This is a genomic window from Streptosporangium heterodermiicola (assembly GCF_051390675.1).
Lineage (GTDB): Bacteria > Actinomycetota > Actinomycetes > Streptosporangiales > Streptosporangiaceae > Streptosporangium.
The window spans coordinates 13,824-40,317 of the sequence record NZ_JBPJSR010000021.1 but is presented as its reverse complement, the minus strand read 5'-3'; the positions used below and the strand labels follow the sequence as shown (position 1 = coordinate 40,317).

The 26,494-nt window shown below is 71.3% G+C and carries 21 protein-coding genes, 1 tRNA gene and 1 riboswitch; of the genes, 4 read left to right on the top strand and 18 right to left on the bottom strand.

Going from position 1 to position 26,494, the window contains the following annotated elements; translation table 11 throughout:
• Positions 1-4 precede the first annotated feature (4 nt).
• The 3 genes from ACSC1Q_RS34005 to ACSC1Q_RS33995 all read right to left on the bottom strand — a co-directional run bounded on the left by ACSC1Q_RS34005 (position 5) and on the right by ACSC1Q_RS33995 (position 4,409).
• The gene (locus tag ACSC1Q_RS34005) at positions 5-1,645 is read right to left on the bottom strand and encodes an ABC transporter substrate-binding protein (RefSeq protein ID WP_436762808.1); all 1,641 of its coding nucleotides are present in this window, start codon (positions 1,643-1,645) and stop codon (positions 5-7) included.
• A 74-nt stretch (positions 1,646-1,719) separates the two neighbouring features.
• Positions 1,720-3,477 carry an FAD/NAD(P)-binding protein gene (locus tag ACSC1Q_RS34000; RefSeq protein ID WP_436762807.1) on the bottom strand — a complete coding sequence of 586 codons (1,758 nt, stop codon included), beginning with the start codon at positions 3,475-3,477 and terminating at the stop codon, positions 1,720-1,722.
• Positions 3,474-4,409, bottom strand: a complete 936-nt coding sequence (locus tag ACSC1Q_RS33995) for a glutathione S-transferase C-terminal domain-containing protein (protein ID WP_436762806.1) — start codon at positions 4,407-4,409, stop codon at positions 3,474-3,476. The genes ACSC1Q_RS34000 and ACSC1Q_RS33995 overlap by 4 nt, the downstream gene beginning before the upstream one ends.
• A 39-nt stretch (positions 4,410-4,448) precedes the next feature.
• Positions 4,449-4,561, bottom strand: a riboswitch (SAM riboswitch).
• A 52-nt stretch (positions 4,562-4,613) separates the two neighbouring features.
• On the opposite strand from ACSC1Q_RS33995, the gene ACSC1Q_RS33990 reads away from it, so the two are divergent.
• The gene (locus ACSC1Q_RS33990; protein WP_436762805.1) at positions 4,614-5,135 is read left to right on the top strand and encodes a DUF402 domain-containing protein; all 522 of its coding nucleotides are present in this window, start codon (positions 4,614-4,616) and stop codon (positions 5,133-5,135) included.
• Between the two features lie 219 nt (positions 5,136-5,354).
• Here ACSC1Q_RS33990 and ACSC1Q_RS33985 read toward each other — a convergent pair whose 3' ends face one another.
• Positions 5,355-6,107, bottom strand: a complete 753-nt coding sequence (locus ACSC1Q_RS33985; RefSeq protein ID WP_436762804.1) for an ABC transporter permease — start codon at positions 6,105-6,107, stop codon at positions 5,355-5,357.
• Positions 6,100-7,143, bottom strand: a complete 1,044-nt coding sequence (locus ACSC1Q_RS33980; RefSeq protein WP_436762803.1) for an ATP-binding cassette domain-containing protein — start codon at positions 7,141-7,143, stop codon at positions 6,100-6,102. Before ACSC1Q_RS33980 ends, ACSC1Q_RS33985 begins: the two co-directional genes overlap by 8 nt.
• 100 nt (positions 7,144-7,243) lie before the next feature.
• Between ACSC1Q_RS33980 and ACSC1Q_RS33975 the strand changes: the two genes are divergently transcribed.
• Positions 7,244-7,981, top strand: a complete 738-nt coding sequence (locus ACSC1Q_RS33975; protein ID WP_436762802.1) for a TetR/AcrR family transcriptional regulator — start codon at positions 7,244-7,246, stop codon at positions 7,979-7,981.
• A 227-nt stretch (positions 7,982-8,208) separates the two neighbouring features.
• Here ACSC1Q_RS33975 and ACSC1Q_RS33970 read toward each other — a convergent pair whose 3' ends face one another.
• The 7 genes from ACSC1Q_RS33970 to ACSC1Q_RS33940 form a co-directional block, all read right to left on the bottom strand.
• Positions 8,209-8,982, bottom strand: a complete 774-nt coding sequence (locus ACSC1Q_RS33970; RefSeq protein ID WP_436762801.1) for an enoyl-CoA hydratase-related protein — start codon at positions 8,980-8,982, stop codon at positions 8,209-8,211.
• 59 nt (positions 8,983-9,041) lie between these two features.
• Positions 9,042-9,809, bottom strand: a complete 768-nt coding sequence (locus ACSC1Q_RS33965) for an ABC transporter ATP-binding protein (RefSeq protein ID WP_350977277.1) — start codon at positions 9,807-9,809, stop codon at positions 9,042-9,044.
• Positions 9,810-9,906: 97 nt separating this feature from the next.
• Positions 9,907-10,977, bottom strand: a complete 1,071-nt coding sequence (locus ACSC1Q_RS33960; protein WP_436762800.1) for an ABC transporter permease — start codon at positions 10,975-10,977, stop codon at positions 9,907-9,909.
• Between the two features lie 43 nt (positions 10,978-11,020).
• Entirely contained in the window at positions 11,021-12,097 is a 1,077-nt protein-coding gene (locus tag ACSC1Q_RS33955) for an ABC transporter substrate-binding protein (protein WP_436762799.1), read from the bottom strand.
• Positions 12,097-13,281, bottom strand: a complete 1,185-nt coding sequence (locus tag ACSC1Q_RS33950) for an agmatinase family protein (RefSeq protein ID WP_436762798.1) — start codon at positions 13,279-13,281, stop codon at positions 12,097-12,099. Before ACSC1Q_RS33950 ends, ACSC1Q_RS33955 begins: the two co-directional genes overlap by 1 nt.
• Positions 13,282-13,515: 234 nt before the next feature.
• A complete protein-coding gene (locus ACSC1Q_RS33945; RefSeq protein WP_436762797.1) occupies positions 13,516-14,637 on the bottom strand; it encodes a nitric oxide synthase oxygenase in 1,122 nt (373 codons plus the stop codon).
• Between the two features lie 384 nt (positions 14,638-15,021).
• Positions 15,022-15,094: transfer RNA gene (locus tag ACSC1Q_RS33940), tRNA-Asn, on the bottom strand.
• A gap of 170 nt (positions 15,095-15,264) precedes the next feature.
• On the opposite strand from ACSC1Q_RS33940, the gene ACSC1Q_RS33935 reads away from it, so the two are divergent.
• Positions 15,265-15,576, top strand: a complete 312-nt coding sequence (locus ACSC1Q_RS33935) for a YtxH domain-containing protein (RefSeq protein WP_436762796.1) — start codon at positions 15,265-15,267, stop codon at positions 15,574-15,576.
• 94 nt (positions 15,577-15,670) lie between these two features.
• Here the strand turns inward: ACSC1Q_RS33935 and ACSC1Q_RS33930 are convergent, their stop codons facing one another.
• From ACSC1Q_RS33930 to dnaG, 4 genes are all read right to left on the bottom strand, one after another.
• Positions 15,671-16,132: a hypothetical protein gene (locus ACSC1Q_RS33930; RefSeq protein ID WP_436762795.1), complete on the bottom strand. Its 462-nt coding sequence runs from the start codon at positions 16,130-16,132 to the stop codon at positions 15,671-15,673.
• Positions 16,129-17,430: an MGH1-like glycoside hydrolase domain-containing protein gene (locus tag ACSC1Q_RS33925; RefSeq protein ID WP_436762794.1), complete on the bottom strand. Its 1,302-nt coding sequence runs from the start codon at positions 17,428-17,430 to the stop codon at positions 16,129-16,131. The genes ACSC1Q_RS33930 and ACSC1Q_RS33925 overlap by 4 nt, the downstream gene beginning before the upstream one ends.
• Before the next feature lie 374 nt (positions 17,431-17,804).
• On the bottom strand, positions 17,805-18,941 hold the full coding sequence (rpoD, locus tag ACSC1Q_RS33920) for an RNA polymerase sigma factor RpoD (RefSeq protein ID WP_436762908.1): 1,137 nt from the start codon (positions 18,939-18,941) through the stop codon (positions 17,805-17,807).
• Positions 18,942-19,093: 152 nt separating this feature from the next.
• Positions 19,094-20,947 (bottom strand): DNA primase, encoded by a 1,854-nt coding sequence (dnaG, locus tag ACSC1Q_RS33915; protein ID WP_436762793.1) that lies wholly within the window; start codon positions 20,945-20,947, stop codon positions 19,094-19,096.
• A 235-nt stretch (positions 20,948-21,182) separates the two neighbouring features.
• Here dnaG and ACSC1Q_RS33910 point away from each other — a divergent pair, with 235 nt between their 5' ends.
• A complete protein-coding gene (locus ACSC1Q_RS33910; RefSeq protein ID WP_436762792.1) occupies positions 21,183-22,022 on the top strand; it encodes a M23 family metallopeptidase in 840 nt (279 codons plus the stop codon).
• Positions 22,023-22,156: 134 nt separating this feature from the next.
• Here ACSC1Q_RS33910 and ACSC1Q_RS33905 read toward each other — a convergent pair whose 3' ends face one another.
• Both ACSC1Q_RS33905 and ppdK read right to left on the bottom strand, forming a co-directional pair.
• Positions 22,157-23,389, bottom strand: coding sequence for a deoxyguanosinetriphosphate triphosphohydrolase (locus ACSC1Q_RS33905; RefSeq protein ID WP_436762791.1), 1,233 nt, complete (start codon positions 23,387-23,389; stop codon positions 22,157-22,159).
• A gap of 299 nt (positions 23,390-23,688) precedes the next feature.
• Complete coding sequence (gene ppdK, locus ACSC1Q_RS33900; RefSeq protein WP_436762790.1) at positions 23,689-26,331, bottom strand: pyruvate, phosphate dikinase; 2,643 nt, start codon at positions 26,329-26,331, stop codon at positions 23,689-23,691.
• Between the last annotated feature and the right edge of the window lie 163 nt (positions 26,332-26,494).

Below are 26,494 nucleotides of genomic sequence, written 5' to 3'. Positions count from 1 at the left end.
GTGTTCACGTCCCTGTCCGGACGTCGTAAGCACTGTTGGGAGTGCCGGAGACCGGCTCGAAGGTGATCCCGGTGACCCCGGCGCCGTGGGCGATCTGGTCGGCGGGCACGTAGACCGGGAGCAGGATCGCCTCGTCGGCGACGACGATCTTCTGCACCTTCGCGTAGAGCTCCTTGCGCTCGGCGAGGTCGGTGGTGACCGAGGCGTCGGCGAGCAGCTTGTCCAGCTCGGCGCTCTCGAACTTCGTGCGGTTGATCGCGGCGCCCTTCGCCAGGATCAGGTTGAGCGCCGCCCCGGCGTCGGTGTCGCCGCGCGAGTTCTCGAAGATCTCGTACTCGTTGTCGTCGATGGCCTTCTGCGCGGTGCCCTGGTCCACGATCTTGACCTGGAAGTCGATCCCCGCGCTCTGCTTGACGGCCGCCTGGACGGCCTGGGCGAGGATGTCGCGGCGGTCGCGGACGAACGGCGCGGCGTTGACGGTACGCACGGTCAGCCTCTTGCCGTCCTTCACCCGGAAGCCCTCGGCGTCACGCTCCTTCCAGCCGGCCTCGTCGAGCAGCTGGTTGGCCCGCGAGGGGTTGTTGCCGAAGGTCTTCTCCAGCGAGGGGTCGTAGAACTGCGGGCTGCCCTGGCCGATGACGCTCCAGGCCCGCTTGGCGGTGCCCTGGTAGACGGAGTTGAGCACCGCGTCCACGTCGACGGCGTCACGGAAGGCCTCGCGGACCCGCTTGTCGTCGAACGGGGGGCGGGAGGTGTTGAAGTAGTAGGAGAACGCGCTTCCGGAGTTGAGGCTGGTCTCCAGCCTCAGCTCGGGGTCGCTCTTGATGAGGCCGATCTCGGTGGCGGGCACGCCCTCGATCACCTGCACCTGCCCGGAGGTGAGCGCGCCGACCCTGACCGCGGCCTCGGGCAGGAAGCGGTAGGTGATCTCGGCCAGGTGCGCGGGGCCCTGGTGGGCGGAGCCGGTGGGCGGCCAGTTGTAGTCCGGGTTGCGCTTGTAGTGGACCTCCTGGCCGGGGGTGAACCGGTCGAGGATGAACGGCCCGGTGCCGACCACGTCGACGCCGCCCGCCTTGAGGTCCTTGGCGTTCTTCAGCGACTTCGGGGAGACCTGGCCCGCGTACGGGGAGGAGAGGAAGTCGAGGAACAATCCGTCGGGGGCCTTCAGCGTGACCTTCAGGGTGTGCGGCGCGGTCGCCTCTGCCCTGTCGAAGTTGCGCAGCTGGATGGCGCTGACCGCGGCGTTGTAGCCGGGCGAGACGAGCTGGTCGAGGTTCGCCTTCACCGAGGCGGCGTCGAACTTCTCGCCGTCGTGGAAGGTGACGTCGTCGCGGAGCTCGAAGGTGTAGGTGAGCCCGTCCTCGGAGACCTTCCAGGACTTGGCCAGCCACGGCAGGAACTCGCCGTCCTTGCCCCGGGCGATCAGGGCGTCGAACTGGTTGTGGACCAGCAGGCGGGCCTTGTTCTGGCCCCACTGCTGCGGGTTGAAGGTGATCGGCTGCGTCTCCACCGCCCACACGAGCGACCCGCCGTCGCCACCGCCGCCCTCGCCACCGGCCGCCGCGCCCGGGGCCCCGCTCTCGGCTCCGCACGCCGCGAGCGCCAGCACCCCGGCGAGCGCCAGGGCGCCCCATCGCAACTTCACGTTCTTCTCCTTGCGCTTTCCTGTTACCTGGTTCTGTGCTGCGGGCTCCGGTACGGCGTACCGGCCGGAGCGCTTCATGCGACGTGCCGTCTTATCTGGGTTCCGGCGGCCTCGGACAGCACGATCCGGGCGAGGGCGTCGGCGTGGCGGAAGAGCGGGGCGTTGAGGCGGGGCCTGGCGAAGCCGCCGGTGGCCCGGCCGCCGACGACCCAGGGACCGAAGGCGAACCTGCGGGGGTGCGGGGTGCCGGACCTGTCGAGCAGGCGGCGGTCTGCGGGCCGTACGTTCACCAGGCCCGACTCCTCGTCGAGCTCGCCCCGGTCGCGGAGCGCGGAGACGAGCGGGTCGACGGCCCGGCTCACGCTGGGCGCGGGCAGCCGCGCCTCGACGAGGGTGGTGGCCGTCACGCCGCCGGGCACGCTGGGGGTCTGTGCCCGCCAGCGCCCGTCGTGGTGGTCGACCTTGACGTTCGCGCCGAGGAAGGTGACCACTCCGGCCCTGGCCAGGGCGCGCAGCTCCTCCAGCCGGGGTCCCGGCGGGCCGCTGGCGACGTAGCCGAAGAACCCGGCGAACCACGGGTCGGAGATGCCCAGCTCGGCGAGGACACCGTGGACGGAGAGCAGCCCGAGGATCATCGCGTGGTCGGCGCTGTGCGCGGGGTCGGAGCGTCGTTGCAGGTCGGCGGCGAGATAGCCGTGCATCCACTTCTGCAGCCCGGCCTGGTCGCCGAACCGGATGCCGTCCAGCGGCCGGTCGAGCCGGTCGAAGTCGAGCCGGTCCAGATGCCGGGGCACGGTCTCGCGGATCAGCTTGCGCATCCCGAGGCTGCGCCACTCCTCCGCGGCGAAACCCTCCTCGAACTCCGCCCAGCCCCGCTTGACGCGCTTGGGGTGGGCGGTGACGAGCTCGTGGTAGTACGCGAAGGCGAGCTCCTTGGCGACCAGCGGCCACACGTCCTTGCGGAAGTTCCACGGCCCCTCGCCCAGCGCCTCGCGGGTGAGGAAACGCGGCACCGGCGGGCGCGTGCCCGTGAACGGGTAACCGGTCTTGGAGTGGTACGGCACGCCGCGCCGCGACCCCACGCGCATGTGGGGCTCGCGCCCGCTGGGCAGGTAGACGAGCTCCCCGTCGTACTCGCGCACGAACCGGCCGCCCCGGCCCGAGGTGAGCAGCACCATCAGGTCGACGAAGGCGAGGCCCATCCCCCGCATGAGCACCGGTTCCCCGGCGGGGACGGCGTCCAGGTCGAGGTCCGCCGCGTAGCCGGTGGGCAGGTAGCGCAGCCCGCCGCGCGCGGCCAGACCGGCCAGCTCGCCCTCCTCCCTCGTCGGTGTCACGTCGCCGTGTCCCTGGGCGAGGATCACCGCGTCGGCCTCGATCGTCCGGCCGTCCTCCAGTTTCACCACCTGCCCGCCCGGGACGTCGGCGAGGTCGACGGCGCGGGCGGCGTGCACGTGCACCCGGACGCCGCGTGGCGCGTTCGCCACCGCGTGCCGGAAGACGTGGGAGAGGTAGCCGTTCTGCGCCGGGCGGGAGGCGAACCCGCCGGGGTCGCCGCCGAGCCACTCGGCCAGCGTGGGCCCGGGGCGGATCGGCCCCTCGCAGCGCACCGACTCGTCGGTGAAGAGCGTCACGTCGGCGGCGGCGGAGTTCATCCAGAGCAGGTCCGGCTGGTCGTGGCGCCAGACGCGCCCGCCGCCCGGCGGGTGGGGGTCGATCACGTGGACGTCCAGCGACGGCCAGCCGAGCAGGTCGGTGGCGTTGGCGCAGATGCGCTCCACCAGGCAGGTGCCCGTCGGCCCGGCTCCGACGACGGCGATCGAGGCGCTCATACGGCGGCTCTGCGGTGCGGCTGGTCCCAGTCGGCATGCAGCGGCTCGACCGGGATCCGCCAGGCGCCGGTCTCGCCCTTCGCCGGGGAGATGACGGTGAAGTCGGTGTTCTCGCGGAAGGCGGGGTGGGCGTACAGGTCCCTGGCGTAGTCCCACAGGTTGGGGAAGGCGGTGAGCGGGCGCTCACTGATCCTCGCCGCCGGGTTGTCGCTCAGGTCGAAGCGGAGCAGGGTCGGCCAGAGCCGCACGTCCGACTCGGTGATCCCCGAGCCGAACAGGAACCTGCGGTCGGCCAGGCGGTCGTCCAGCTCGTCCAGGAAGGCGACCACGGCCGCGCGCGCCTCGGTGTACGCGGTCTCGGTGGTGGCCGCCGCCACACGGCCCGCCGCCGTGTTGACGATCTCGTAGATCCTCGTGTTGAGCTCGTCGATCTCCGGCCTGAGCTCCTCGGGGTAGAGGTCGGCGTCGGGGTCGCCGCCGAACCGGGTGGCCAGGTCGATCGTGATGTCGGGGAAGTCGTTGCTGACGATGCGGCCGGTCGTCCTGTCCCACAGCACCGGCACCGAGACGTGCCCGTCGAAGCCGGGCTCGGTCACCTCGTACGCCTGCCGCAGGACGGTGAACCCGTTGACCGGGTCGGCGCCGCGCCGCTCGCGGAACGCCCACCCGCGGCCGTCGCGCTCGTCGTCGACGTAGGAGAGCGAGACCACGTCCTGGAGTCCCTTGAGGGAGCGCACGATGGCCGCGCGCTGGGCGTACGGACAGACGGCCGCGACGTAGAGGTGGTAGCGGCCCGGCTCCGCGGGGAAGGCGGGTGTGCCGACGCGCCCCTGGAAGGGGTAACGCGGGCCGGGCCTGCCACCGGGCCGGTAGTGGCCGTGGGTGTCGAGGTCGACGGGGCTCGCGTGGTTCAGTGTGCTGGTCTTCGACATGTGGCACTCCCGGGCATGTCTCGGTGACCCCTGTGAAGGGGTCCGCGCTTGCGGCACGCCCACCGTGCCGCCTGGTCTCCCCCGGGGGCACCCCGCCGCGGTGCGAGGGTTGCCGGTCAGCCAGCCGGGGCTTCTCACTGACACTCTTAACCTATTTAGAAGGTAGGAAATACATAGATCTCTGTCAAGCCTTAGTGTCGGGGAATGTCCTATGAGAGTGTGAATGTGGTCTACCGCAAGTACGACGGGTCACTGCACTGGCACCACCGCGGCCTGTTGCTCGGCGAGGACGAGCACGGGGTGTGGACGGGCTGCGTGGCCGACTCCAGCGGCCACAAGGGCGACGGTCCCGCGGTCGCCTGGCCGCATCCGTTCGTGATGCTCTTCCCCCGCGACGCCTGGTGGACGGCCGCCTTCAACGCCGCCCCGCACAAGCACGAGATCTACTGCGACATCTCCACGGTGCCCGAGTGGAGCGACGGCGAGGTCACCATGGTCGACCTGGACCTCGACGTGATCCGGACCCGCCGCAACCTGCTCAAGGGCCGCGCGAGCCGGGTCTTCCTGGACGACGAGGACGAGTTCGAGGAGCACCGGGTCAAGTACGCCTACCCGCCCGGCGTGGTGGAGAACGCCCGCGCCTCGGCCGCCTGGCTGATGGACGCCGTCACCGCCCGCACCGCCCCCTTCGGGGACGCGCCGCACTGGCTCACCCTGGTCAGCTGAGCCGGGTCGTCCTGAGCCTGGCGGACATCAGGGCTCCGGGCATCCGGGCATCCGGGCTCCGGGCATCCGGGCTCTGTGGCCGGCTCGTCGGGCCCGGTCACCGAACTTCCCCGAAACCACCCCGCCCGCCCGTGTCCCCCGACGCCGGAGACCACCGGGCCCGCCTCGCCGGGGCCCGGTGGTCTCCTTCCGTACGGGCGGGGTCGCGCCCCCACCACCTCAGCGGGCGCGGCGGCGGAACAGCCTGCCGGAGAGGGCCGCCGAGACCAGCAGGAAACCGCCGCACCAGGCCAGCGCCTTCCACGGATCGCCGCCCACCGGCTGACCGAGCAGCAGGCCGCGTACGGACTCGATGATCGGGGTGGCCGGCTGGTTCTCCGCGAACCCGTGCAGCCACGCGGGCATGGTGTGCACCGGGACGAAGGCGCTGCTCGGGTAGGGCAGGAACATCACGAGGAAGGTGAAGCCGCCCGCCGCCTCCGGCGTCCTGGACAGCAGGCCGACCACGGCCGAGACCGAGGAGATCGCCAGGACGAACACCACCAGGACGCCCACCGCCGCGGCCCAGCCCGACAGGCCCGCCTCCGCCCGGAAGCCGAGCAGGAACGCGACGACGAACACGATGACGAGCGAGGTGAGGTTGCGCACGGTACTGGCGGCCACGTGCCCGCCCAGGAACGCCCCGCCGCCGACGTCCATCGACCTGAACCTGTCGACGATCCCCCGGCTCATGTCCTGGCTGACGGCGACCGCGGTCAGGGAGGCGCCGTAGGAGGCGCACATGACGAGGATGCCGGGGACGGCGTAGGTGACGTAGTCGACGCCGGTCTGGATCGCGCCACCGAACAGGTAGACGAACAGCAGCATGACCAGGACGGGCATCAGGAACGAGGTGAGCAGCGCGTCGAGGTTGCGCAGCGACAGGCGGACGGCACGGCCGGTCATCACCGGCCAGGCGACGAGATCAGACACCGGCCCGCTCCCCGCTCGTCGTCTCCCCGTCCGTCGGCTCCCTGCTCATCGGCTCCCTGCTCATCGGCTCCCTGTCCGCCAGCTGCCTGTCCGCCAGCTGCCTGTCCGTCAGCTGCCTGTCCGTCAGCGCGAGGAACGCGTCGTCGAGCGTGGCGCCCCGCACGGTGAACCTCTCGACCGCCGAACGCCCCGGGTCCACCTCGTCCAGCAGGGCACGGATCTCCGCGGCGCTCCCGTCCGTGGCCGCCCCGACGGTCAGCCGACCGGGGTCGGCGTGGACGGCACGCGCCCCGAGGAGGCGCGTCACGTCGGCGAAAGACCGGGCGTCGGCCAGGACGAGGTCCAGCCGCCAGGCGGCGACCCTCGCCTTGAGCTCGTCGGCGGTGCCCTCCGCCACCACCCGCCCGCCGTCGAGCAGCGCGATCCTGTCGGCCAGGCTGTCGGCCTCCTCCAGATACTGGGTGGTCAGGAGGACCGTGGTGCCCGAGCCGGTGAGCCGGGTGATCACCTCCCACATCGCCTGCCTGCTCCGCACGTCGAGTCCCGTGGTCGGCTCGTCGAGAAAGATCACCGACGGCGCGCCGACCAGCCCCGCGGCCAGGTCCAGGCGTCGCCACATGCCCCCCGAGTACGTGCCGACCCGACGCCCGCCCGCCTCGGCCAGGTCGAACCGCTCCAGCAGCTCGGCCGCCCTGCGGCGGGCCCCGCCGCGTGACAGGCCGGATAGGCGGCCCATCATCCGCAGGTTCTCCTCGCCGGTGAGCAGCTCGTCGACCGCCGCGTGCTGGCCGGTCAGGCTGATGGCGCGGCGGACGCGGCGACGGTCGCGTACGACGTCGAAACCGGCGACCGTGGCCCGTCCCGCGTCCGGTGTGACCAGCGTCGCCAGGGTACGCACGGTCGTCGTCTTGCCCGCGCCGTTGGAACCGAGCAGCGCGTACACGCTGCCCTTGGCGACGCGCAGGTCGACGCCGGTCAGGACGGCGACCCGGCCGTAGGACTTGGTGAGGCCGGACACCTCTATCGCTGGTTCCACTGTCCCTCCTGTGTATGGCGTACGCTCTACTGTTTATGGCATACGCGGTATTGCGTAAGGTATACACTCGCGGGAAAGGACGGTCAAGGCCGGGAGCGCGATGGAAGTGCCGGAGAGTGTGGAGATCGCCTGGGGTCTGCGCGAGCGGCCGGGCAAGGGGCCCAAGCGCACCCTGAGCCTGGAGCACATCGTGGAGGCGGCCCTGCGGGTGGGCTCCGCCGATGGGCTCGCCGCGGTCTCGATGAGCAAGATCGCCGCCGAGCTCGGCGTCTCCACGATGGCGCTCTACCGCTACGTCTCCGCCAAGGACGACCTGCTCGCGCTCATCACGGACGCGGTGCTCGGCCCGCCTCCCCGGCTCCCGGAGCCGGGCGACGACTGGCGGCAGGGCGTCCACCGGTGGGGCGCCACCATGCGCGCCGCCCTGCAGCGGCACCCCTGGTCGTTGCGCATCCCCATCACCGGCCCGGGGATCATGCCCAACCACGTCGCCTGGCTGGAGGCAGGGCTGCGCTGCCTGCGCGGCACCGGGCTCGACCCGGGCACGAAGATGGCGGCGTTGCTGCTGGTCAACGGCTTCGTCAGGACCGAGGTGGCGCTCCTGGCCGATCTCCAGGAGGCCTTCGACGCCTCCCAGGTCACCGACGAGGAGATGCTGTCCGGTTACGGCCAGGCGCTCGCCAGGCTCACCGACGCCGAGCGCTTCCCCGAGATCCACGAGCTTCTCGGGGCCCGGGTCTTCGACATGTCCAGCGGCCCCGAGGACGAGTTCGTCTTCGGCATGGACCGCATCCTCGACGGCCTCGCGGTGCTCGTGACCGGAGAACCGCCCGTCTGATCCGGGGACACCTTCGCGGTGCTCACGCCGGAAACCGGCCCACCCCGGCATCCCTGCGGCGTTGCGTGCCCGGCGGTGTCGCGTGCTCGACGGCACGGAAGGCCGCCGGGGGACCCGCAGGACCTACAGGGGCGGGACAAGCCGGGGGCTCGGCGCTGGACGAAGCGGGCGGCACTCACAGGGGCGGGGACAGACCGGGGGCGCGGCGTCGACGAAGTCGGCGACACTCACAGGGGCGGGAAGCCTGGGGCGCGGCGCTCGACGAAACTGGCGACGCCTTCGGCGAAGTCCGGCCGGCCGAAGGACTCGGCCATCAGGCGTGTCGCGGCCCGCTCCGACGCCTCCAGGCTCTGCTGCCAGTCACCCCACACCTGGCGCTTGATCACGGCCATCGAGGCCGGGGAGCTGTGCGTCGCCAGCTCGCGGGCGTAGGCCAGCGTCTCCTCCATCAGCCTCTCCCCCGGCACCGACCGGCCGGCCAGGCCCAGCTCGTACGCCTCGGCACCGGTGAAGGTACGGCCCGACAGCAGCAGGTCCATGGCCTTGGCCTGACCGGCCAGGCGGGGCAGGACCCACGACATGCCGTACTCGGCGATCAGGCCGCGCCGGGCGAAGGCGGTGGTCCACTTGGCCTCGTCGGCGGTGAAGACCAGGTCGCAGAGCAGGGCGTGGACCATCCCGAGCCCGGCGCAGGCACCGTTGACGGCCGCGATGATCGGTTTGCGGATCGTGGTCGGGAAGGTGGTGGGACGCGGGTCGGGCTGCCCCGTATAGGAGCCGTCCTGCAGGGCGGTGAGCGTCCGGAAGTCCGCGCCGGCGCAGAAGCCCCGCCCCGCGCCGGTGACCACGATCACCCGGACCTCGGGGTCCTTCTCCGCGTCGGCCAGCTGGTCGAAGTAGCGGCGGCCCATCTCGTCGGTCCAGGCGTTGAGCCGGTCCGGGCGGTTGAACGTCAGCGTCAGCACGCCCCGCTCGATCGACGACAGCACCGGATCGACCATCCCGCATCCCCCTCGAAAGCCCGGCGGGACACCCGCCCGGAGAGCCACAGAATATCGTTCTACACCTTTTCCCTCTCCGGCGTCAGCATGTGGGAGCGGACCAGATCCTCGACCGTGGCCCGCAGGCCCAGAAAGGAGGAGGTCCGCTTGACCGTGAGGGCCCGGTAGGCGGGCAGGCCGATCGGGACCTCGGCGGCGACCCTGCCGGGACCGCAGGCGAAGACGAGCACCCGCTGGGCGAGCAGGACCGCCTCCTCCACGTCGTGGGTGACCATCAGCACGGTCGTGCCCGTGTCGCGCCACACCTCGCGCAGGAAGAGCTGCATGTCCTCCTTGGTCTGCACGTCCAGCGCCCCGAAGGGCTCGTCCAGCAGCAGTACGGCCGGCTCGCACGCCAGCGCCCTCGCGATCGCCACCCGCTGGCGCTGCCCGCCGGACAGCTGCCGGGGCAGCGCGCCCGCCAGGGCCGACAGCCCGACCTCGCCGAGATACCAGCGGACCCGCCGCTCCCGGTCCGCCCGGGAGATCGGCAGCAGCCGCAGCCCGAAGGCCACGTTCTCGGCGACGGTGAGGAAGGGGAACAGCGCGCCCGACTGGAAGACCAGCCCGCGCTCGGGCCCCGGGCCCGTGACGGGTTCCCCTGCGAGCGAGATGGATCCCGCGCTCGCCGGGGTGAGCCCGGCGATCAACGACAGCAGCGTCGACTTCCCCGAGCCGCTCGCCCCGACCACGCACACGAACTCGCCCGGCTCCATCGAGAGGTCGATGCCGTCCAGGACGCGCGTGGTGCCGTAGTCCTTGGCCACGCCGCGCAACACGAGGGTCATGCCGTCCACCTCCGGGACCGGCCGCCCGGATCACGCGGAAGCCGTGACGTGGACCCCGGCACCCGTGACACGGACCCCGGCACCAGTGATACGGACCTCACACCACCCACCTCCCGAGACGGTCGCGCAGGACGCGCAGCGCCACGTCGATCAGCAGGCCGACGACCCCGATCACGATGAGCACCGCGAAGATCTTGTCGGTCTGCAGGAACCGCTGGGCCCGGACGATCCGGTAGCCGAGCCCCGACTCGGCCGCGATGAGCTCGGCCACCACCACGAAGTTCCACGCGGCGGCGGCGTTGATCCGCCCCGCGTCCACGACCGCCGGGAGCGCGTACGGCCAGGTCACCTTCCTGAGGATCTCACCGCGCCGGGCACCGAGGGTGGCCGCGGCCTGGCCCAGCTCGCCGGGCACCCGCCGTACGGCGTCGGCGACCATCAGCGTGTTGAAGAACACCACGCCCAGCACGAGAATCGCGATCTTGGAGGGCTCTCCGAGGCCCAGCCAGATGATCAGCAGGGGGATGAAGGCGGCGGCCGGCATGTAGCGGAGCAGGCCGACGACCGGTTCCAGCAGCGCCAGCGCCACGGCCGAGGTGCCCATCGCGACGCCCAGCGGCACCGAGATCAGCACCGCCAGCCCGAACCCGGCACCGACCCTGCCGAGGCTGGCGAGGGTGTCGTCGAGCAGCTGCCCGGTGCCCAGCATCTCCGCGAACGCCTCCAGGACGGCCAGCGGGGAGGGCAGGAAGGTGGGGTCGACCAGCTCCGCCGAGCTGGCGGCGGCCCAGAGGGCGAGCGGGAACAGCACCGAGGCCACCCGCAGGCCCCAGCGGGCCCGGACGGACGGGCCCTGCCCACCTGACCGTCCCCGCCCATCGGATCGGCCTTCCCCCGCGACCGGCCCTTTTCCCGCACCCAGTCCTTCCCCTTCGACCGGCCGATTCCCACCGGACGGGTCGGAGCCGGGGCCGGGGAGCCGTCTCCGGAGGCGTCCCGGACGGTCAGAACGCCGGGGCAGCGGCTCCCAGTCCCGCCGCCCCGCGTCGGGGGACGCGACGGGCTCGGCGGTCCGCGCGCTCATCAGGGCCTCGACCTTCCGGGTGGCGAGCAGGGCGAGCCGGACCCGCCCCGGCCACAACCGGTCGTCGCCCGGCGTCGTCTCCATGTCGGCGCTCCCGTTCTCGCGGCGCTCACACGCCTCAAGGTCCTCACGGCTTGAGACTCCTGACGAACTTCGGCTCGAACAGGCCGTCCAGCGAGGGCTCGGTGTCGGCCAGGCCCGAGTCGACGAGGAACTTCGCGATCAGGGCGGCCTGGTTGTCGAGGTGGTCGCCGGTGTCACCGGGTTCGAAGGCGGCGAGGTTGTCCTCCAGGGAGAAGATCGTGGTCCCCGCGTCGTAGCCCGCGTAGTCGGCCTCGCTCACCCCCGCCCGCTTGGCCATGATCGCGGTGGCGTCGGCCTTGTTGGCGGCCATCCACTCCAGGGTCTCGAACCAGGTCTTCACCAGCGCCTGCACCTCCTGCGGCCGCTCGGCGACCAGCGGGGCGGCCACCACCAGATGGTCGGGGATGGCCCCGGGGAAGTCCTTGGAGGTGGCGATCGCCGTCGAGCCCGGCAGTTCCAGGGCGGTGGTGGTGAAGGGCGCGAACACGCCGACCGCGTCCACCTGGCCCGCCTTGAAGGCCGCGGCGGCGGCGTCGGTCGGCAGCGGCTTGAAGGTGACGTCCTTCTCGGTGAGCCCGGCCTTCCGCAGCGCGAGCAGCAGCAGGTAGTGGTCGACCGTCCCCTGCTCGGCCGCGACGGTCTTCCCCCTCAGGTCGGCCACCGTGGAGATACCGGACCTGGCGATGATCTGGTCGTTGCCGGTGGAGTTGTCGTTGACCAGCACGATCGTCTGCTTCGCCCCGCCGGACACCGAGGCGAGGGTGTCGTTCAGCGTCTGGCTGTTGGCGTCGACGTTGCCGGTGGCCAGCGCGGTCAGGCTGTCGGTGTAGCTGTCGAAGTACTTCAGCTCGACCTCAAGGCCGTTCTTGGCGAACAGCCCCTTCTCCTGGGCGACCTGCCAGGGGAACCAGCCGGGCCAGGCGGAGAAGCCCAGAGTGAGGGTCTTCTTCCCGCCGGAGGCCTCGGGCTCGGCGGCCCCTCCCGGAGCGGACGCGCACGCCGCGCAGGCGGCGAGCAGGAGGAGCGGGACGAGCAGGCGAAGCGAGAAAGCCGGCCGGAACGAACGGAGCGGGCCGGGCGGGCCGAGCGGGCGGAGGGTGACGAGCGGGCGGCGGAGCATCAGGAGGCTCCCTTCCTCGCGGGCAGGTGCCCGGAACGGACCAGGCAGCCGAGGGTGTCGCAGATGACGCGGGTGGCGATCAGCGAGGTGATCTCCGCGTTGTCGTAGGGCGGCGAGCACTCCACGACCTCGATCCCGGCCAGCGGCGCCGCGTCGGCGATGATCTGGATGAACTTCAGGACCTCGCGCGGCAGGAAGCCGCCGGGTTCCGGCCAGCCGGTGCCGGGGACGAACGCGGCGTCCAGGCAGTCGACGTCGAAGGAGAGCCAGACGGCCTCGGCGTCCTTCCAGGCCACCTCCAGCGCGCGCTCGGCCGCCGCCTCGATGCCCATCTCCACGCAGTCGGTGACCGTCATGATCGTGGTGCCGCGCTCGCGACCGACCTTCACCCCGGGCCGGGGTGCCTGCCAGCCGCCGATGCCGATCTGCACCAGGTTCCGCGGCGGCACGTTGGGGATGTCGGTCGCGTGGAACCACGGCGTGGTGTGCATGCGCTCGTCGAGGTCGGTCTCCTGGGTGTCCACGTGCCGGTCGAAGTGGATGATCCCGAGGTTGCCCGACAGGTGCTCGGCCACGCCGCGCACGGTCGGGTACCCGATGGAGTGGTCCCCGCCCAGGACGACCGGGAACGCCCCGCTGGAGTAGACGTGCGAGACGGCCTTGGAGATCTGGTCGAAGGTCTTCTCGATGTTGCCGGGGATGGTGAACACGTCCCCGAGGTCGGCCATCGTGATCGACTCGCGCAGGTCCACCCCCAGCTCGAAGCTGTAGGGCCCGTACAGGGCGGAGATCTTCCTGATGCCCTGCGGGCCGAAGCGGGTGCCCGAGCGGTAGGTCGTGCCGCCGTCGAAGGGCGCTCCCATGATCGCCACGTCGTACGCGCCGCAGCGCCGCACGTCCTCGACGTACGGGGCCTTGAGGAAGGTGTTGATCCCCGCGAAGTGCGGCAGCTCGCCCCGGGAGAAGGTCGGGATGCGCCGGTCGACGATGGAGTCGGCGCCCTGCAGGCCCACCTCCAGGGCCCAGGCGACCTCGCGTTCCCAGTTGGTGGTGGGCAGTTCGGCCTCGCGGTCGACGGCGAAGCGGGCCTCGGGGCCGTACCGGTCGGGCCCCGAGGGCCCCGAGGGCGCGGCGCCGGAAGGGCCCTGGCGGGCGGGGTCGGAAGCGGACGGGTGCCAGTGCATGGAGCTCCGATCAGCTCGGAACCCGGCCGGAGGGCAGCCGGGATCGGCCGGCCTCCCGGGCTTTTGTCCCGCCGTGGAACGGCCGCGCGGCCGCCTGCACCTCTCGGACCAGTCCCGCGCCGACGCCTGCGGCCTCACGGTCGTGACGCCCGGCGTCGGCGGCGGCGGAACCCTAGGTGCGCCCCACCACGAGGTGGGTCACTGCAAGTGCATCGCCGGTACGTTTCCTCCGGATTAACACCCCGTTGCAGTCCAGTGACCGAGTGCACGCGCCAGGGCGTCCGGATGGTGGACGAAGTTCGGCGACAGCAGCCGGTCCTCGTAGTAGCGATGGAAGACCGGCGTGGCCGAGGACGAAATGGGAGGGACGATCCAGGTCCAGTCGGCCGGGCAGACCCGTCCCTCCTTCTCCTCTCGTTCCACGTGCATCAGGAAGTGCCTGGCCTCGGTGTGGTGGTCCGTCATCGTCACCCCCGCCCGCTCGAAGGAGTGCAGGACCGCCACGTTCAGCTCCACCAGCGCGTAGTCCCGCCAGAGCGAGCGGTCGCTCCCGGTGTCCAGCCCCATGCGCCTGGCGATCAGCGGCATCAGGTCGTAGCGGTCGGTGTCGGCCAGGTTGCGGGCGCCGATCTCGGTGCCCATGTACCAGCCGTTGAACGGGGCCGCCCGGTAGCAGACCCCGCCGATCTCCAGGCACATGTTCGAGATGACCGGTACCGCGTGCCAGCGCAGTCCCAGCTGCTCGAACCACGGGTGGGCAGGGTGCGAGAGCGCGACCTCCAGCACGGCGTCGCCGGGGATCGTGGACAGCAGCGGCGGCCCGTCCCCCACCGAGATCGCCAGCGGGAGGACGTCGAAGGGGCTTCCGGGACCGCCTGGCCAGCCCAGCTCGCGCAGCATCGCGGTGAAACCGGTGTAGCGGGGGTCCCCGACGACCGAGCCGTCCTCCGTCGCGTACCCGGCGTAGCGGATGAGCTGCTCGTTCCAGATCCGCGGCCCCGGGGCCCCCGGCCGGTCCTGGGGGAAGACGGTGATCGTCGGGCGGATCCGGCGGCTCGGCGCCGCGTCCCGCAGGTGGTTCACGCACTCGACGGCGACCCCCTCGGCCGTGGTGACGTGCCGCCGGTCGCGCACCCGCAGCGAGCGCCAGTACAGGCGCCCGATGCACCTGCCGCTGTTGCGCCAGGCCACCCTGGCGCCGAAGACCAGCTCACCGGGGGTGTGGGTGTACGTCCCGGTCCTGGCGATCTCCTGCCGGACCTCGCGCAGGCGTTCCCGCAGGACTCCCGCCCCGGGATTCTCCGCGTGGAACAGCCTGAGATAGTCCTCGGCCGCCGCCACGTCGACCGGGGGCACCTCGGGGACGCCACCGAGGACACCGGAGACACAGAGAACACCGGGGAGGCCGGGGACGTCGCGGATCGGATCCGGCGCACGCCGCCGGGACCTTCGCCAGGTCAGCACAGAAAGACCGCCAATTGTGGCTCACGGGCACGGCGACCGTTCCGGGCGGCGCGATGCCCTGAACGCGGCGGCCCTTCCCCGCTGCGATCGCTGTTGTCCGCGGCAACCGCGCGTCGGCTCACTCACCGCGATCAGGGCGGCACCGGGCGCGGCGTTCCTTATTTTCTGTGATTCACCGTGGTTTGTCCGGCGAATCGCGACGTGAGAGGCCGTCCGAATCGGGCCGGAAGAACGGCGAAGGCCCCGGAAGCGGGGCTTCCGGGGCCTTTCAACGGGCTCCCGCGATAGGACTCGAACCTATAACCTGCCGGTTAACAGCCGGCTGCTCTGCCGATTGAGCTACACGGGATTGCGCTTTGCGCTGGTCGGGCCGGGTGTTCCCCGTTCCTTGCGGCGCAGGAATAGATTAGCGCACTCCATGGGTGTGTGTCGCATCGATACTCCGGGGTAGGTGCGAGGCGAGGCGATCCGCGAGTGATCACAGGACAGGGTCCGCGGAACATGCTTGTGGAGGTGGACATGCGTTATCGACTGATGCTCGGGGTGGGGTTCGCGGTCGGCTACATCCTGGGGAGCCGCGCCGGCCGGGAACGGTACGAGCAGATCAAGCGGCTGGCCCAGCGGGTCTCCGACAACCCCTCGGTGCAGGAGACGGCGGGCCTGATGGGCGCCAAGGTCTCCAAGGCGACGGGCGTGGCGAGGACCAAGGTGAGCGACGTGGCCAGGAACCGGCTGCCGTTCCTGCGCTCGGCCAACGGCTGGCACGGCGACGAGCACGACGACACGGGCACCGGCTGGCCGGACAACCAGAGGACCAACGCGCCCTACTGATCCTTCCAGCCGCCGCCCCGTCGGCACCCACGGGCCGGGAACGGCCCGCCGGTGCGAAAGGCCCCTTCAGGGGCCTTTCGCGTTTCCGGAGCTCTCAGACGCCGAAGCTCCGGCGGGTCTCCTCAAGCGCCTGCTCCGCGAGGGCGCGCAGGCCCGGGTCCTGCGGATCGAGACCGGAGTCGAAGACGAACTCCCAGATCAGCTGATCGCCGTCGGTCTTCCTCGCCACCAGCCGCACTCCCCCTCGCGCGTCCAGCGGGACGTACTGGTTGACCACGATCGAGGCGGTCACCCGCTCCCGCACGGTCTCGGGGATCCGGCCGGGCTCGGGCAGCAGTGCCCGGTGCGACCGCCCGTCGGTGGTGCCGACCGTGAGCCCCTCCTCGTCCCACACCCCGCGATCCACCTGGAACCAGGGCAGGCGTTCGCCACCCAGATAGAGGGCCTTGTCCGCGGCGATCACGTAGCCGTCGGGCCCCTCGGCGTAGGTGAGCACCCGGTCACCGGGAACGAGAGCCGCGCGGACCTCGGAGGGCATGCGATTGAAGAGCTTCACCGTTCCACGGTATCCGCCAGCAGGTCGAGGGTGAGCGCGGCCGACCAGGAGAAGTCCCGGCTGCCCCGCCCGCTGCCGTCGAAGGGGTCGAAGCACTCGCGGAAGCCCGCCTGCCGTACGAGACGCAGGGTGCCCGAGCCGAGCACCCGCACCAGTCCCGCCAGGTCGTGCGCGCCCGCCGCCCGCCGCAACAGCCAGTTGGTGTTCACCCAGGACGGCCCGCGCCAGTAGCAGGACCGGTCGAACTGCTGGGCGCGGATCTCGCAGCTCGGCACCGGGTATCCGGCGGCCCCCATGAAGCGGGCCGACTCCAGCACCCTCACCAGCTCCGCGACCCGGTCGGCGGGCATCTCCCGGTCGAGCATCGGCCCGAAGCAGCCGACCGTGCAGACGGGGCTGAGCCGCTCGCCGCGCAGGTCGCGGGCGCGGAAGACGCCGTCGTCCCAGAGACGCTCCAGCAGCGCCGCGCGGATCCGCTCCGCCGCCTCCCGGTGCGGGCCCGCGTCCGCGCCCGCCACCGGGGCCAGCTCGGCGAGAGCCTGGCAGGAGGCGAGCCAGATCCCGTTGAACATCGGGTCCTCGACCGCGAACGGGTGCTCGTCCCGCAGGTAGGCCGGATCGTAGCCGGAGTCCCGGTAGCCCAGGACGAGGGCCATGTAGCGGTCGTGGCGGCTGCCGGGAGGCCGGTCGGAGGGCTCCTCGCGCCGCCGGTAGGCGTGCCGCACCGAGGGCAGCGCCTCCAGCGGCGCGTCCCAGGCGGGGCTGTCGTCCATCCCGGACTCCCACGGATGCACGATCGCGGCCAGCCCTCCCCCGCCGAGGTCCCTGGAGGTGGCGAGGTAGTCGTGCTGGGCGGCGAGCATCGGGTAGATCCGCCGTACGAGGGCCACGGCCGTGTCGCGGTCGGCCGCGTGCCGCCATATCCACCACAGGGCCAGCGCGTGCAGCGGCGGCTGTGTCAGCCCGGAGGTGCACACGGCGTTGGGAGAGGCCGGATGGTCGGGGGAGCGCCAGACCGAGGGGCCGGGGAAGTAGTTCTCCGCGTGGACGGGACGGAAGACGATGTGCGGCAGCATCCCGGTGCCCCACTGCCCCGCCAGCAGGCTGATCAGCTCGGTCCCGGCCCTGCGGGTGTCCCAGCGGGCCAGGCCGATCGCGACGAAGGTGGAGTCCCAGTTCCACTGGTGGGGGTAGAGGCCGGGCGCGGGGACGGTCGCGGACCCCGTCCAGTTCGCGTCGAGCACGGACCACGCCTCGCGCCCGAGTGCGGCGTCGTCGACCGCCGCTCGCGACTCCATCCGCCCAGTCTGCGCCTGTATCGGTCAGGAGAACAGCCCGGCCCGCCCCGAATGCGCCGAAGAGGGGGACGCACGACGCCGGGAACGGCCCCGGCCCCCCGGAAACGAAGGCTTCCGGACGACCGGCGACAGGACCGTCGGAACGCGCGGGACCGGCGACCGGAATCCCCGGATGATCACGACGGCGCGGTTCTCCGAACGACGCGGACCCTCGAACAGCGCGGCCCCCGGACGACGCCGGGCCCCGAACGGCGCGGGCCCCGGGAACGGAGGTTCCCGGGGCCCGCGCCGTGTGGCTCCTCGGTCGAAACGGTCGAGGTGGTTGAAGCGGTCGAGGTGGTTGAAGTAGTCGAAGCGGTCGAAGCGGTCGTGGATCAGTCGAGGTAGTCGCGAAGCATCTGCGCCCTCGTCGGGTGTCTGAGCTTGGCGAGGGTCTTCGACTCGATCTGCCGGATGCGCTCGCGCGTCACGCCGAACTCCCTGCCGACCTCCTCCAAGGTCCGGGGATGCCCGTCCGCGAGCCCGAAGCGCAGCTGGATGATGCGCTGCTCGCGATCGGAGAGGGTCGCGAGGATGTCGTCGAGCTGGTCCTGCAGCATGATGAAGGCCGCCGCCTCCATCGGCACCACCGCGTCGGCGTCCTCGATGAAGTCTCCGAGGTCGGAGTCCTCCTCACCGATCGGCGACTGGAGGGAGACCGGCTCCTGGGCGATCCGCTGGATCTCGATCACCCGGTCGATCGGCAGGTCCATCTCCATCGCGATCTCCTCGGGCGCGGGCTCGCGGCCGAGATCCTGGTGGAGCTGACGCTGGACCCGTACCAGCTTGTTGATCGTCTCGACCATGTGCACCGGAATCCGAATGGTGCGCGCCTGGTCCGCGATGGCCCTGGTGATCGCCTGGCGAATCCACCAGGTGGCATATGTGGAGAACTTGTAGCCCTTGGTGTAGTCGAATTTCTCGACCGCCCGGATGAGCCCGAGGTTGCCCTCCTGGATGAGATCCAGGAACAGCATCCCGCGTCCCACATATCTTTTGGCGATTGACACGACCAGCCGCAGATTGGCCTCGATCAGCCGCTGCTTGGCCCTCGTGCCCTGCCAGGCGAGCTCCTTGAACTCCGGGAACACCATGCGCGAGACGACGCTGGTCAGCTTGTCCTCGGCGAACAGGCCCGCCTCGATGGACTTGGCGAGCTCCACCTCCTCCTCGGCCGTGAGCAAGGGCACCCGGCCGATCTCCCGCAGGTAGATACGGACAAGATCGCTGGTCGGAGCCCTTTTTCCGACATCCTCCTCATCGGGCCGGGCGGGCTCCTCGTCGCCCTGGGGCTCAAGGACCTCCACTCCGTGCTCGGCGAGCATTCGGACGACGCGTTCGAGCGCGTCGGACGGCAGCTCGGACTTGTCGAGAGCGGCGGCCACGTCATCGACCGTGACGCTTCCGCGCTCTCTTCCCTTCGTGACGAGGTCGGCCACCTGGTCTACCGATGGCGGCCCACTTGGCAGCACCGATGCACCCACGGGAGACAGTCTGCTGTATTGGGTCCCCTAAATGGCAGACCTATTTTTGTCACCGGAGGTAAGGCCCCGATCATTATCGGATCGAGACCTTATTCGGGTTTGGTGGAATCGCCCTCCGGATATTAATGCCATTTACGCCGTCAGCTCCCGGCGGCGCGATCCTTGAGCACCCGCCGCTGCTGTTCCAGCGCGACCAGCTCGCCGAACAGCCGGTTGTACTCCTGCTGCTCGTCGACCGGGTTGGTCCGCTGCATCCTCGACTTGAGCTGCTCGATGGCCCGCGCCACCGAGACGAGCTCCAGGGCCGCCAGCATGGCCGAGGCGTAGCGCTCCTCGCTCGCCAGGTCGGCCCGCAGCTCCTCCACCGCGAACCGGGTGACGACCCCGCGCAGGGCGTCCTCGGCGCCGCCGAGCAGCAGGTCGACCCACTCGCGCCCGCCCTGCCCCGCCGTGGCGGTGCCGCCGGAGCCGACGATCAGCCGGTAGAGGGCCGCGTGCTCGGGAAGCGTGAACGCCTCCGCCCCCAGCGCCTCGAAGCCCGGGCCGAGCAACGCGGGACGCTGCACGGCCAGCCGCAGCACCTCCGCCTCGGTCCGTACGCCGGGGTCGGTGAGGTCGGCGACCTTGCGGGGCCCCGCGGGGCGCTGGGCGCGCGGCTGGGCGGCGGCCGCGGAGACCTCGGTGATCCGGTCGAGGACGAAGCGCTCGTTGTTGAAGCCCAGCCACCGGTCGAGGTCGACGGCGTACAGCTGGCGCAGGGACCTGTCCTTGATGCCGGCCACGATCGGGGCGGCGGCGTCGAGGGCGGAGAGCCGCCCCTCGTTGGTGCTCACGTCGTAGCGGGAGATCACGCTGCGGATGGCGAACGCGAACAGCGGCTCGCGCCCGGCGATCAGGTCGCGCACGGCCGCCTCGCCCTGCCTGACGCGCAGGTCGCACGGGTCGAGGCCGTCGGCCTGCACGGCGACGAAGGTCTGGGTGACGAACTTCTGCTCGTCGGCGAAGGCGCGCAGCGCCGCCTTCTGGCCCGCCGCGTCGCCGTCGAAGGTGAAGACCACCTCGCCGTGCGACCCCGACTGGTCGAGCAGCAGCCGCCTGAGCACCTTGATGTGCTCCTCGCCGAACGCGGTGCCGCAGGTGGCCACCGCCGTCGGCACGCCCGACAGGTGGCAGGCCATCACGTCGGTGTAGCCCTCGACGATCACGGCCTGGGAGCGCTTGGAGATCTCGCGCTTGGCCAGGTCGACGCCGTAGAGGACCTCGCTCTTCTTGTAGAGGGGGCTTTCCGGGGTGTTCAGGTATTTCGGGCCGTCTTCGGCGTCGTTCAGTTTCCGGGCGCCGAAGCCGATGACGTCGCCGGTTATGTCGCGGATGGGCCAGACCAGCCGTCCCCTGAAACGGTCGATCGGGCCGCGCCGCCCCTCCTTGGCCAGCCCGCCCTTGATCAGCTCCGCGCTGGTGAAGCCCCGGCCCATCAGGTGCCGCGAGAGGGCCTCCCACTCGGCCGGGGCGTATCCGACGCCGAAGCGCTCGGCGTCGACCCGCTCGAACCCGCGCTCCGACAGGAACCTGCGCCCGATCGCGGCGTCGGGGGCCGACAGCTTCGAGACGTAGAACTCCGCCGCCGCCTTGTGTGCCTCGATCAGGCGGATGCGCTCGCCCTGCTCGCGCCCGGGGACGTAGCCGCCCTGCTCGTAGCGGAGCTGGACGCCCGCCCGTCCGGCCAGCCGCTCGACCGCCTCGCCGAACGACAGGTGCTCCAGGCGCCGGACGAAGGTGATGACGTCACCGCCCTCGGCGCACCCGAAGCAGTACCAGTATCCCCGGGTGGGGGTCACGTTGAAGGACGGGCTCTTCTCCTCATGGAAGGGACAGAGCCCTTTCAGGTTGCCGCCGCCAGCGTTGCGGAGCTGGATGTGCTCGCCCACGATGTCGGCGATCGGTGAGCGCTCCCGTACGAGCGCGATGTCCTCATCACTGATCCGGCCTGCCACGCCGCGAGTCTAGTCCGGCCCCCCGACAGGTAGGGGCGACGAGTGCGCCCGCTCCCGTACCGATCTTCCGGCAGGCCGGGACGCCACTGCCGGGACGGGAGGGACAGGAGGAACGACGACTTTCCCGAAGTGGTCGTGACCAATCAGGACGTCGGTTACAAAGGTAAAGGCGGATTCTCGATAATGTACGCGGGTGGAGATCATGCGATCGGGGCATATAGCACGATTGGCCGCTGTGACCGGTGCGGTACTCGTCACCGGCGCCTGCGCGTCGCCGGGCGGGGTGGCGGGCATCGGCACGGCCGTCCCGACCCCCGGGGCGGAGTCCGCGGCCGGGTCACCGGCCTCGTCGGTCACCGCGACCATGCCCGAGGCGACCCCGACCCCGGTCCCCCGGACCGCGGTCGACCGCCCCAAGGCCGACCCCCCGGTGCGGGTCCCGCCGCCGAAGGTTTCCAAGCACACCTACGCCTTCCCGGTGAAGGGCTGCTCGGTCACCTACGAGAGCAGGCTCCTGGTGCTGCCCAAGACCACCATCTGGGCGGGCAAGGGCTGCTCGTTCGTCTCGCCGGTGAACGGCGTGGTCGACGAGGTCAACACCAAGAACCGGTGGAAGCCCTCCACCGACCGCGGCGCCGACCGCGAGGGCCGGTTCGTCACGGTCGTCGGTGACGACGGCGTACGCTACCTCGGCGGCCACCTGGACAAGGTCGCCCTGGGGATCAGGCCGGGGCTGCGCGTCGGCGCCGGTCAGCTGCTGGGCCAGATCGGCAACTCGGGCAACGCCCGCTCGACCGCGAGCAACCTCTACTTCGCGATCTCCTGGAAGACCTCCCCCACGATGTGGTGGGTGCGCCGGGGCATGGTCGAGCCCTGGGACTACCTGGACGCCTGGCTGAAGGGAAATCCCACGCTCTCCCCCAGGGAGGAGATGCAGACGGTGCTGAACCGGACCGGCTCGGCTCCCCGCTGCTTCACCCTGTGCGCGTCGAAGCCACAGCCGACGAAGAAGCCCACCAGGAGGCCGGAGCCGGAGGAGCCGGAGCAGATCCCGCTGCGCACCGGCCCGCTGTAAGGCCGGGAACGTGACACGGCGGGCCCCGGCGGGCCCGTCCACGTCGCCGCCCGGGAGCGGAGCGCCGGAGCCGGACACGGGCATGCCCTGTCCCGGGTGCGGCCCGTCAACGGTGGTCCTTGTCGCCGGGCCCGTCAGCGGCCCGTCAGGGTGCGGTGCCAGGCGACCGCGGAGGTGTCGGTGAGCGAGGCGATCTGGTCGACGACCACGCGGAGCCGCCCGGCGTCGCCGTCGGCCCTGGTGAAGGCGAGCCTGAACGCGGGCTCCAGGGTGCCGGGGGCGCCCGGCGTGATGTGGTGGGCCAGGTCGTGGATGAGCTCGCGCTGCCTGGCCTGGTTGGCGTTGTGCGCGTCGCTCGCCATCACGTAGTGGGCCGTGACCCCCTTGAGCAGCGCGCACTCCAGCCGGGTGGCCCTGGGCACGATCAGGTCGGCGCTGTAGCGCCCGGCGGCGGGTCCGTACGCCTCGCGGGTGGCGACCTCCGCGGACTTGCAGAAGTGGCCGATGAGCGAGCTGGTCAGCCCCTTGATCGCGGCGAGGTCGGCGAGCGAGCGGTCGAAGTGGCGGGGCCAGAGCGGCTGGGTGATCAGGCGGCCGAAGAGGTCCTCCAGCTCGCCGGGCTCGGCGTCGGGGGCGTACCACTCGCGGGTGGTCGCGCAGACCTCGCGGCGCTCGGAGGGGTCGCGCATCGCCTCCAGCACCACGCCGCCGGAGTGCAGGGCGTCCTCCAGGTCGTGCACGGAGTAGGCGACGTCGTCGGCCCAGTCCATGATCTGGGCCTCGAAGCTGACCTGTCCCTCCGGCGCGCCCTCCCTGATCCACTCGAAGACCGGCAGGTCGTCGTCGTAGACGCAGTACTTGGCGCTTCGCTCGCGGGTCCACGGGTATTTGACGGCGGCGTCCAGGGAAGCGCGGGTGAGGTTGAGCCCGGCACTGCGGCCGTCCTCGGTGACGACCTTGGCCTCCAGCCGGGTCAGCAGGCGCAGGCTCTGCGCGTTGCCCTCGAAGCCCCCGCACCCGGCGGCGACCTCGTTGAGCGCCGTCTCCCCGTTGTGGCCGAACGGCGGGTGGCCGAGGTCGTGGGCCAGGCAGGCGGTCTCCATCAGGTCGGGGTTGCGGCCGAGGGTCTCCCCCATCTCGCGGCCGATCTGCGCGCACTCCAGGGAGTGGGTGAGGCGGGTGCGGGGGATGTGCTGGCCGCTGCCGAAGGTCTCTCCCGGGCCGACGACCTGGGTCTTGGCGGCGAGGCGGCGGAGCCCGGCGCTGTGCAGCACCCGCGCCCGATCGCGCTCGAACGGGCCTCTGCCGGGGTTGCCGGGCGGTTCCGGCACCCACCTGGCCTGATCGTGTTCGTCGTAGCCGTGCATAAGTGCCCTGATTTTATCCGCGAAAGGGCCCTCCCATGCCGAACGGCGAGAAAACAGCTGGTTACCGGGTATGTGGCGCCGTTCCTCACCCGTACGCGCGGCGGCCCCGGCGGCTCGGGCGGCTCGCCGGGAGCGGTCCATCAGACGCGTGACCGGGCCCGCGGCCGCCCCGGTGAGGGTGGGGCGGGCCGCGGGGACCGGCTCCGCGAGGCGTCGCCCCCGGCGGTGCCGGGGCGCCTCGCGAAGTAGGCGGGGGTCAGCGAGGGTCGGGGGGTCCTTCGAAGTGAAGCGGGCGGGGGTCAGCGGGTGTCGGAGCCGCCGCACACCAGGGTGGCGCGGGCGGCCTCCAGCCGGGCGACCGGGATGCGGAACGGCGAGCAGGACACGTAGTCGAGACCGGCCTGGTGGCAGAAGTGGATAGAGTCCGGGTCGCCGCCGTGCTCGCCGCAGATGCCCAGCTTCAGGTCCGGACGGGTCGCGCGGCCCCGCTCGACGGCGATCTCGACGAGCCTGCCGACGCCGTCGCGGTCCAGGGTCTCGAACGGGGAGACGCCGAAGACGCCCAGTTCCAGGTACTTGGCGAAGAAGGCGGCCTCGACGTCGTCGCGGGAGAAGCCCCAGGTCATCTGGGTCAGGTCGTTGGTGCCGAAGGAGAAGAACTGGGCGGCCTCGGCGATCTGGTCGGCGGTCAGCGCCGCGCGGGGCACCTCGATCATCGTGCCGATCAGCGCGTCGACGCCGGTCTCCTCCAGGATCCGCCGGGCCTCGTCCTTGACGTGCTCCAGCTCCTGGACGGCGGCCACCAGCGGAATCATGATCTCCGGGCGGCTGCCGGGCACGGCCCTGGCCGCCGCGGCGATCGCCCGGACCTGCATGGCGAACACTCCGGGGATGACCAGGCCGAGCCGCACGCCGCGCAGGCCCAGCATCGGGTTCTCCTCATGGAGCCGCTTGAGCGCGACCAGGAGCTTGCGGTCCTTCTCCTCCACCGCGTCACCGGCGAGGGCGACCTTCACCGACAGCTCGGTGTAGTCGGGCAGGAACTCGTGCAGCGGCGGGTCGATCAGGCGGATCGTGACGGGCATGCCCTCCATCGCCTGGAAGATCTTCGTGAAGTCCGCCCGCTGCAGCGGCTCCAGCGCCTCCAGCGCCCGCTCGCGCTCCTCGGCGGAGGTGGCGAGCACCAGGTCCTCGACCAGGCCACGGCGGTCGCCGAGGAACATGTGCTCGGTACGGCAGAGGCCGATGCCCTGGGCGCCGAACCTGCGCGCCCTGGCGGAGTCCTCGCCGGTGTCGGCGTTGGCGCGCACGTCCATCCGGCGTACCTCGTCGGCGTGGGACATGATCCGGTGCACGGCGCGGACGAGCTCGTCGTCCCGGTCGCCCGAGCCCTCGAAGTACTCCACGACCGGGGAGGGGACGACGGGCACCTCGCCGAGGTAGACGGCTCCGCTGGTGCCGTCGATGGAGATGACGTCTCCCTCGGAGACCACGAGGCCGGAGGCCGTGGTGAACGCGCGGTCGGCGGCGGAGACCTCCAGCTCCTCGGCGCCGCAGACACAGGTCTTGCCCATGCCCCTGGCGACCACGGCGGCGTGCGAGGTCTTGCCCCCGCGGCTCGTCAGCACGCCCTGGGCGGCGATCATCCCGGCCAGGTCGTCGGGGTTGGTCTCGCGGCGGACCAGGATGACGGCCTCCCCGCTCTCCGCGAGCTCGACGGCCCTGGGCGTGGAGAAGACGGCCTTGCCGACGGCCGCGCCCGGCGAGGCGTTCATCCCCCTGGCGATCACCTTGCTCCCGGCGTCCTCGGCGAACCGGGGGAACATGAGCTGGGCGAGCTGGTCGCCGGTCACCCGGGTCACGGCCTCGTCGAGGTCGATCACGCCCTGGTCGACGAGCTGCACGGCGATGCGGAACGCGGCGCCCGGGGTCCGCTTGCCCACCCGGGTCTGGAGCATCCAGAGCTTGCCGCGCTCGACCGTGAACTCGATGTCGCACAGGTCGCGGTAGTGGTCCTCCAGCGTCTTCATGGTCCGCATGAGCTCGTCGTAGACGGGCTTGTCGATGCCCTCCAGCTCCTGCAGCCGCATGGTGTTGCGGATGCCCGCGACGACGTCCTCGCCCTGGGCGTTCTGCAGGTAGTCGCCGTACACGCCCTGCTGGCCGCTGCCGGGGTCGCGGGTGAAGGCCACGCCGGTGCCGGAGTCCATGCCGCAGTTGCCGAAGACCATCGAGCAGACGCTGACCGCCGTGCCCAGGTGGGCCGGGATGCGCTCCTGGCGGCGGTACAGGACCGCGCGCGGGGCGTTCCACGACGCGAACACGGCCTCCACCGCCATGCTCATCTGCTGGTACGGGTCGGCGGGGAAGTCCTCGCCCGTCCTGTCGCGCACGATCTCCTTGTACGTCGCGACCAGGCGCCTGAAGTCGGCCGCCTCCAGCTCCAGGTCGTCGCGGCCGTCCTTGAGCTCCTCCAGCGCGTCGTCGAAGAGCTCGCCGTCGATGTCCTGGACGGTCTTGCCGAACATCTGGATGAGGCGCCGGTAGGAGTCCCAGGCGAAGCGCTCGTTGCCGCCCGCCTGCTTGGCCAGCCCGTGCACCGAGTCGTCGTTGAGCCCGATGTTGAGGACGGTCTCCATCATGCCGGGCATGGAGAACGCGGCCCCGGAGCGCACGCTCACCAGGAGCGGGTCGTCGGCCTGGCCCAGTTTCCGGCCCATCGCGGTCTCCAGTGCGGTCAGGTGCCCGGAGACCTCCTCCCGCATCCCCTCGGGAAGGATCCCGTCCGCGAGGAAGCTCCGGCACGCCTCGGTGGTGATGGTGAAGCCGGGGGGCACCGGCAGCCCGAGGTTGGTCATCTCGGCGAGGTTCGCCCCCTTGCCGCCGAGCAGGTCCCTGAGATCTTTGTTGCCCTCGGTGAAGTCGTAAACGTACTTCGGCACGGTTGCTCCTTATGCGACTTCAGTCGGCGTCTGGTTCCGCCTCTCTCCGGACTCTACCGACGAACACGGCGATGAAACGGCACTCACCACACGGAACAGCATCATCGCAGCTCAAAGCGGGCAAACCGGTCTAATCCAATTCAAATCCAGCCCAAATGCGCGA

Bases quoted from the DNA above. Each gene is read 5' to 3' on its own strand.
- ACSC1Q_RS34000 (WP_436762807.1), bottom strand. From the start codon at position 3,477: ATGAGCGCCTCGATCGCCGTCGTCGGAGCCGGGCCGACGGGCACCTGC.
- ACSC1Q_RS33995 (WP_436762806.1), bottom strand. From the start codon at position 4,409: ATGTCGAAGACCAGCACACTGAACCACGCGAGCCCCGTCGACCTCGAC.
- ACSC1Q_RS33990 (WP_436762805.1), top strand. From the start codon at position 4,614: ATGTCCTATGAGAGTGTGAATGTGGTCTACCGCAAGTACGACGGGTCA.
- ACSC1Q_RS33975 (WP_436762802.1), top strand. From the start codon at position 7,244: ATGGAAGTGCCGGAGAGTGTGGAGATCGCCTGGGGTCTGCGCGAGCGG.
- ACSC1Q_RS33970 (WP_436762801.1), bottom strand. From the start codon at position 8,982: ATGGTCGATCCGGTGCTGTCGTCGATCGAGCGGGGCGTGCTGACGCTG.
- ACSC1Q_RS33965 (WP_350977277.1), bottom strand. From the start codon at position 9,809: ATGACCCTCGTGTTGCGCGGCGTGGCCAAGGACTACGGCACCACGCGC.
- ACSC1Q_RS33960 (WP_436762800.1), bottom strand. From the start codon at position 10,977: ATGGAGACGACGCCGGGCGACGACCGGTTGTGGCCGGGGCGGGTCCGG.
- ACSC1Q_RS33955 (WP_436762799.1), bottom strand. From the start codon at position 12,097: ATGCTCCGCCGCCCGCTCGTCACCCTCCGCCCGCTCGGCCCGCCCGGC.
- ACSC1Q_RS33950 (WP_436762798.1), bottom strand. From the start codon at position 13,281: ATGCACTGGCACCCGTCCGCTTCCGACCCCGCCCGCCAGGGCCCTTCC.
- ACSC1Q_RS33935 (WP_436762796.1), top strand. From the start codon at position 15,265: ATGCGTTATCGACTGATGCTCGGGGTGGGGTTCGCGGTCGGCTACATC.
- ACSC1Q_RS33925 (WP_436762794.1), bottom strand. From the start codon at position 17,430: ATGGAGTCGCGAGCGGCGGTCGACGACGCCGCACTCGGGCGCGAGGCG.
- ACSC1Q_RS33905 (WP_436762791.1), bottom strand. From the start codon at position 23,389: ATGCACGGCTACGACGAACACGATCAGGCCAGGTGGGTGCCGGAACCG.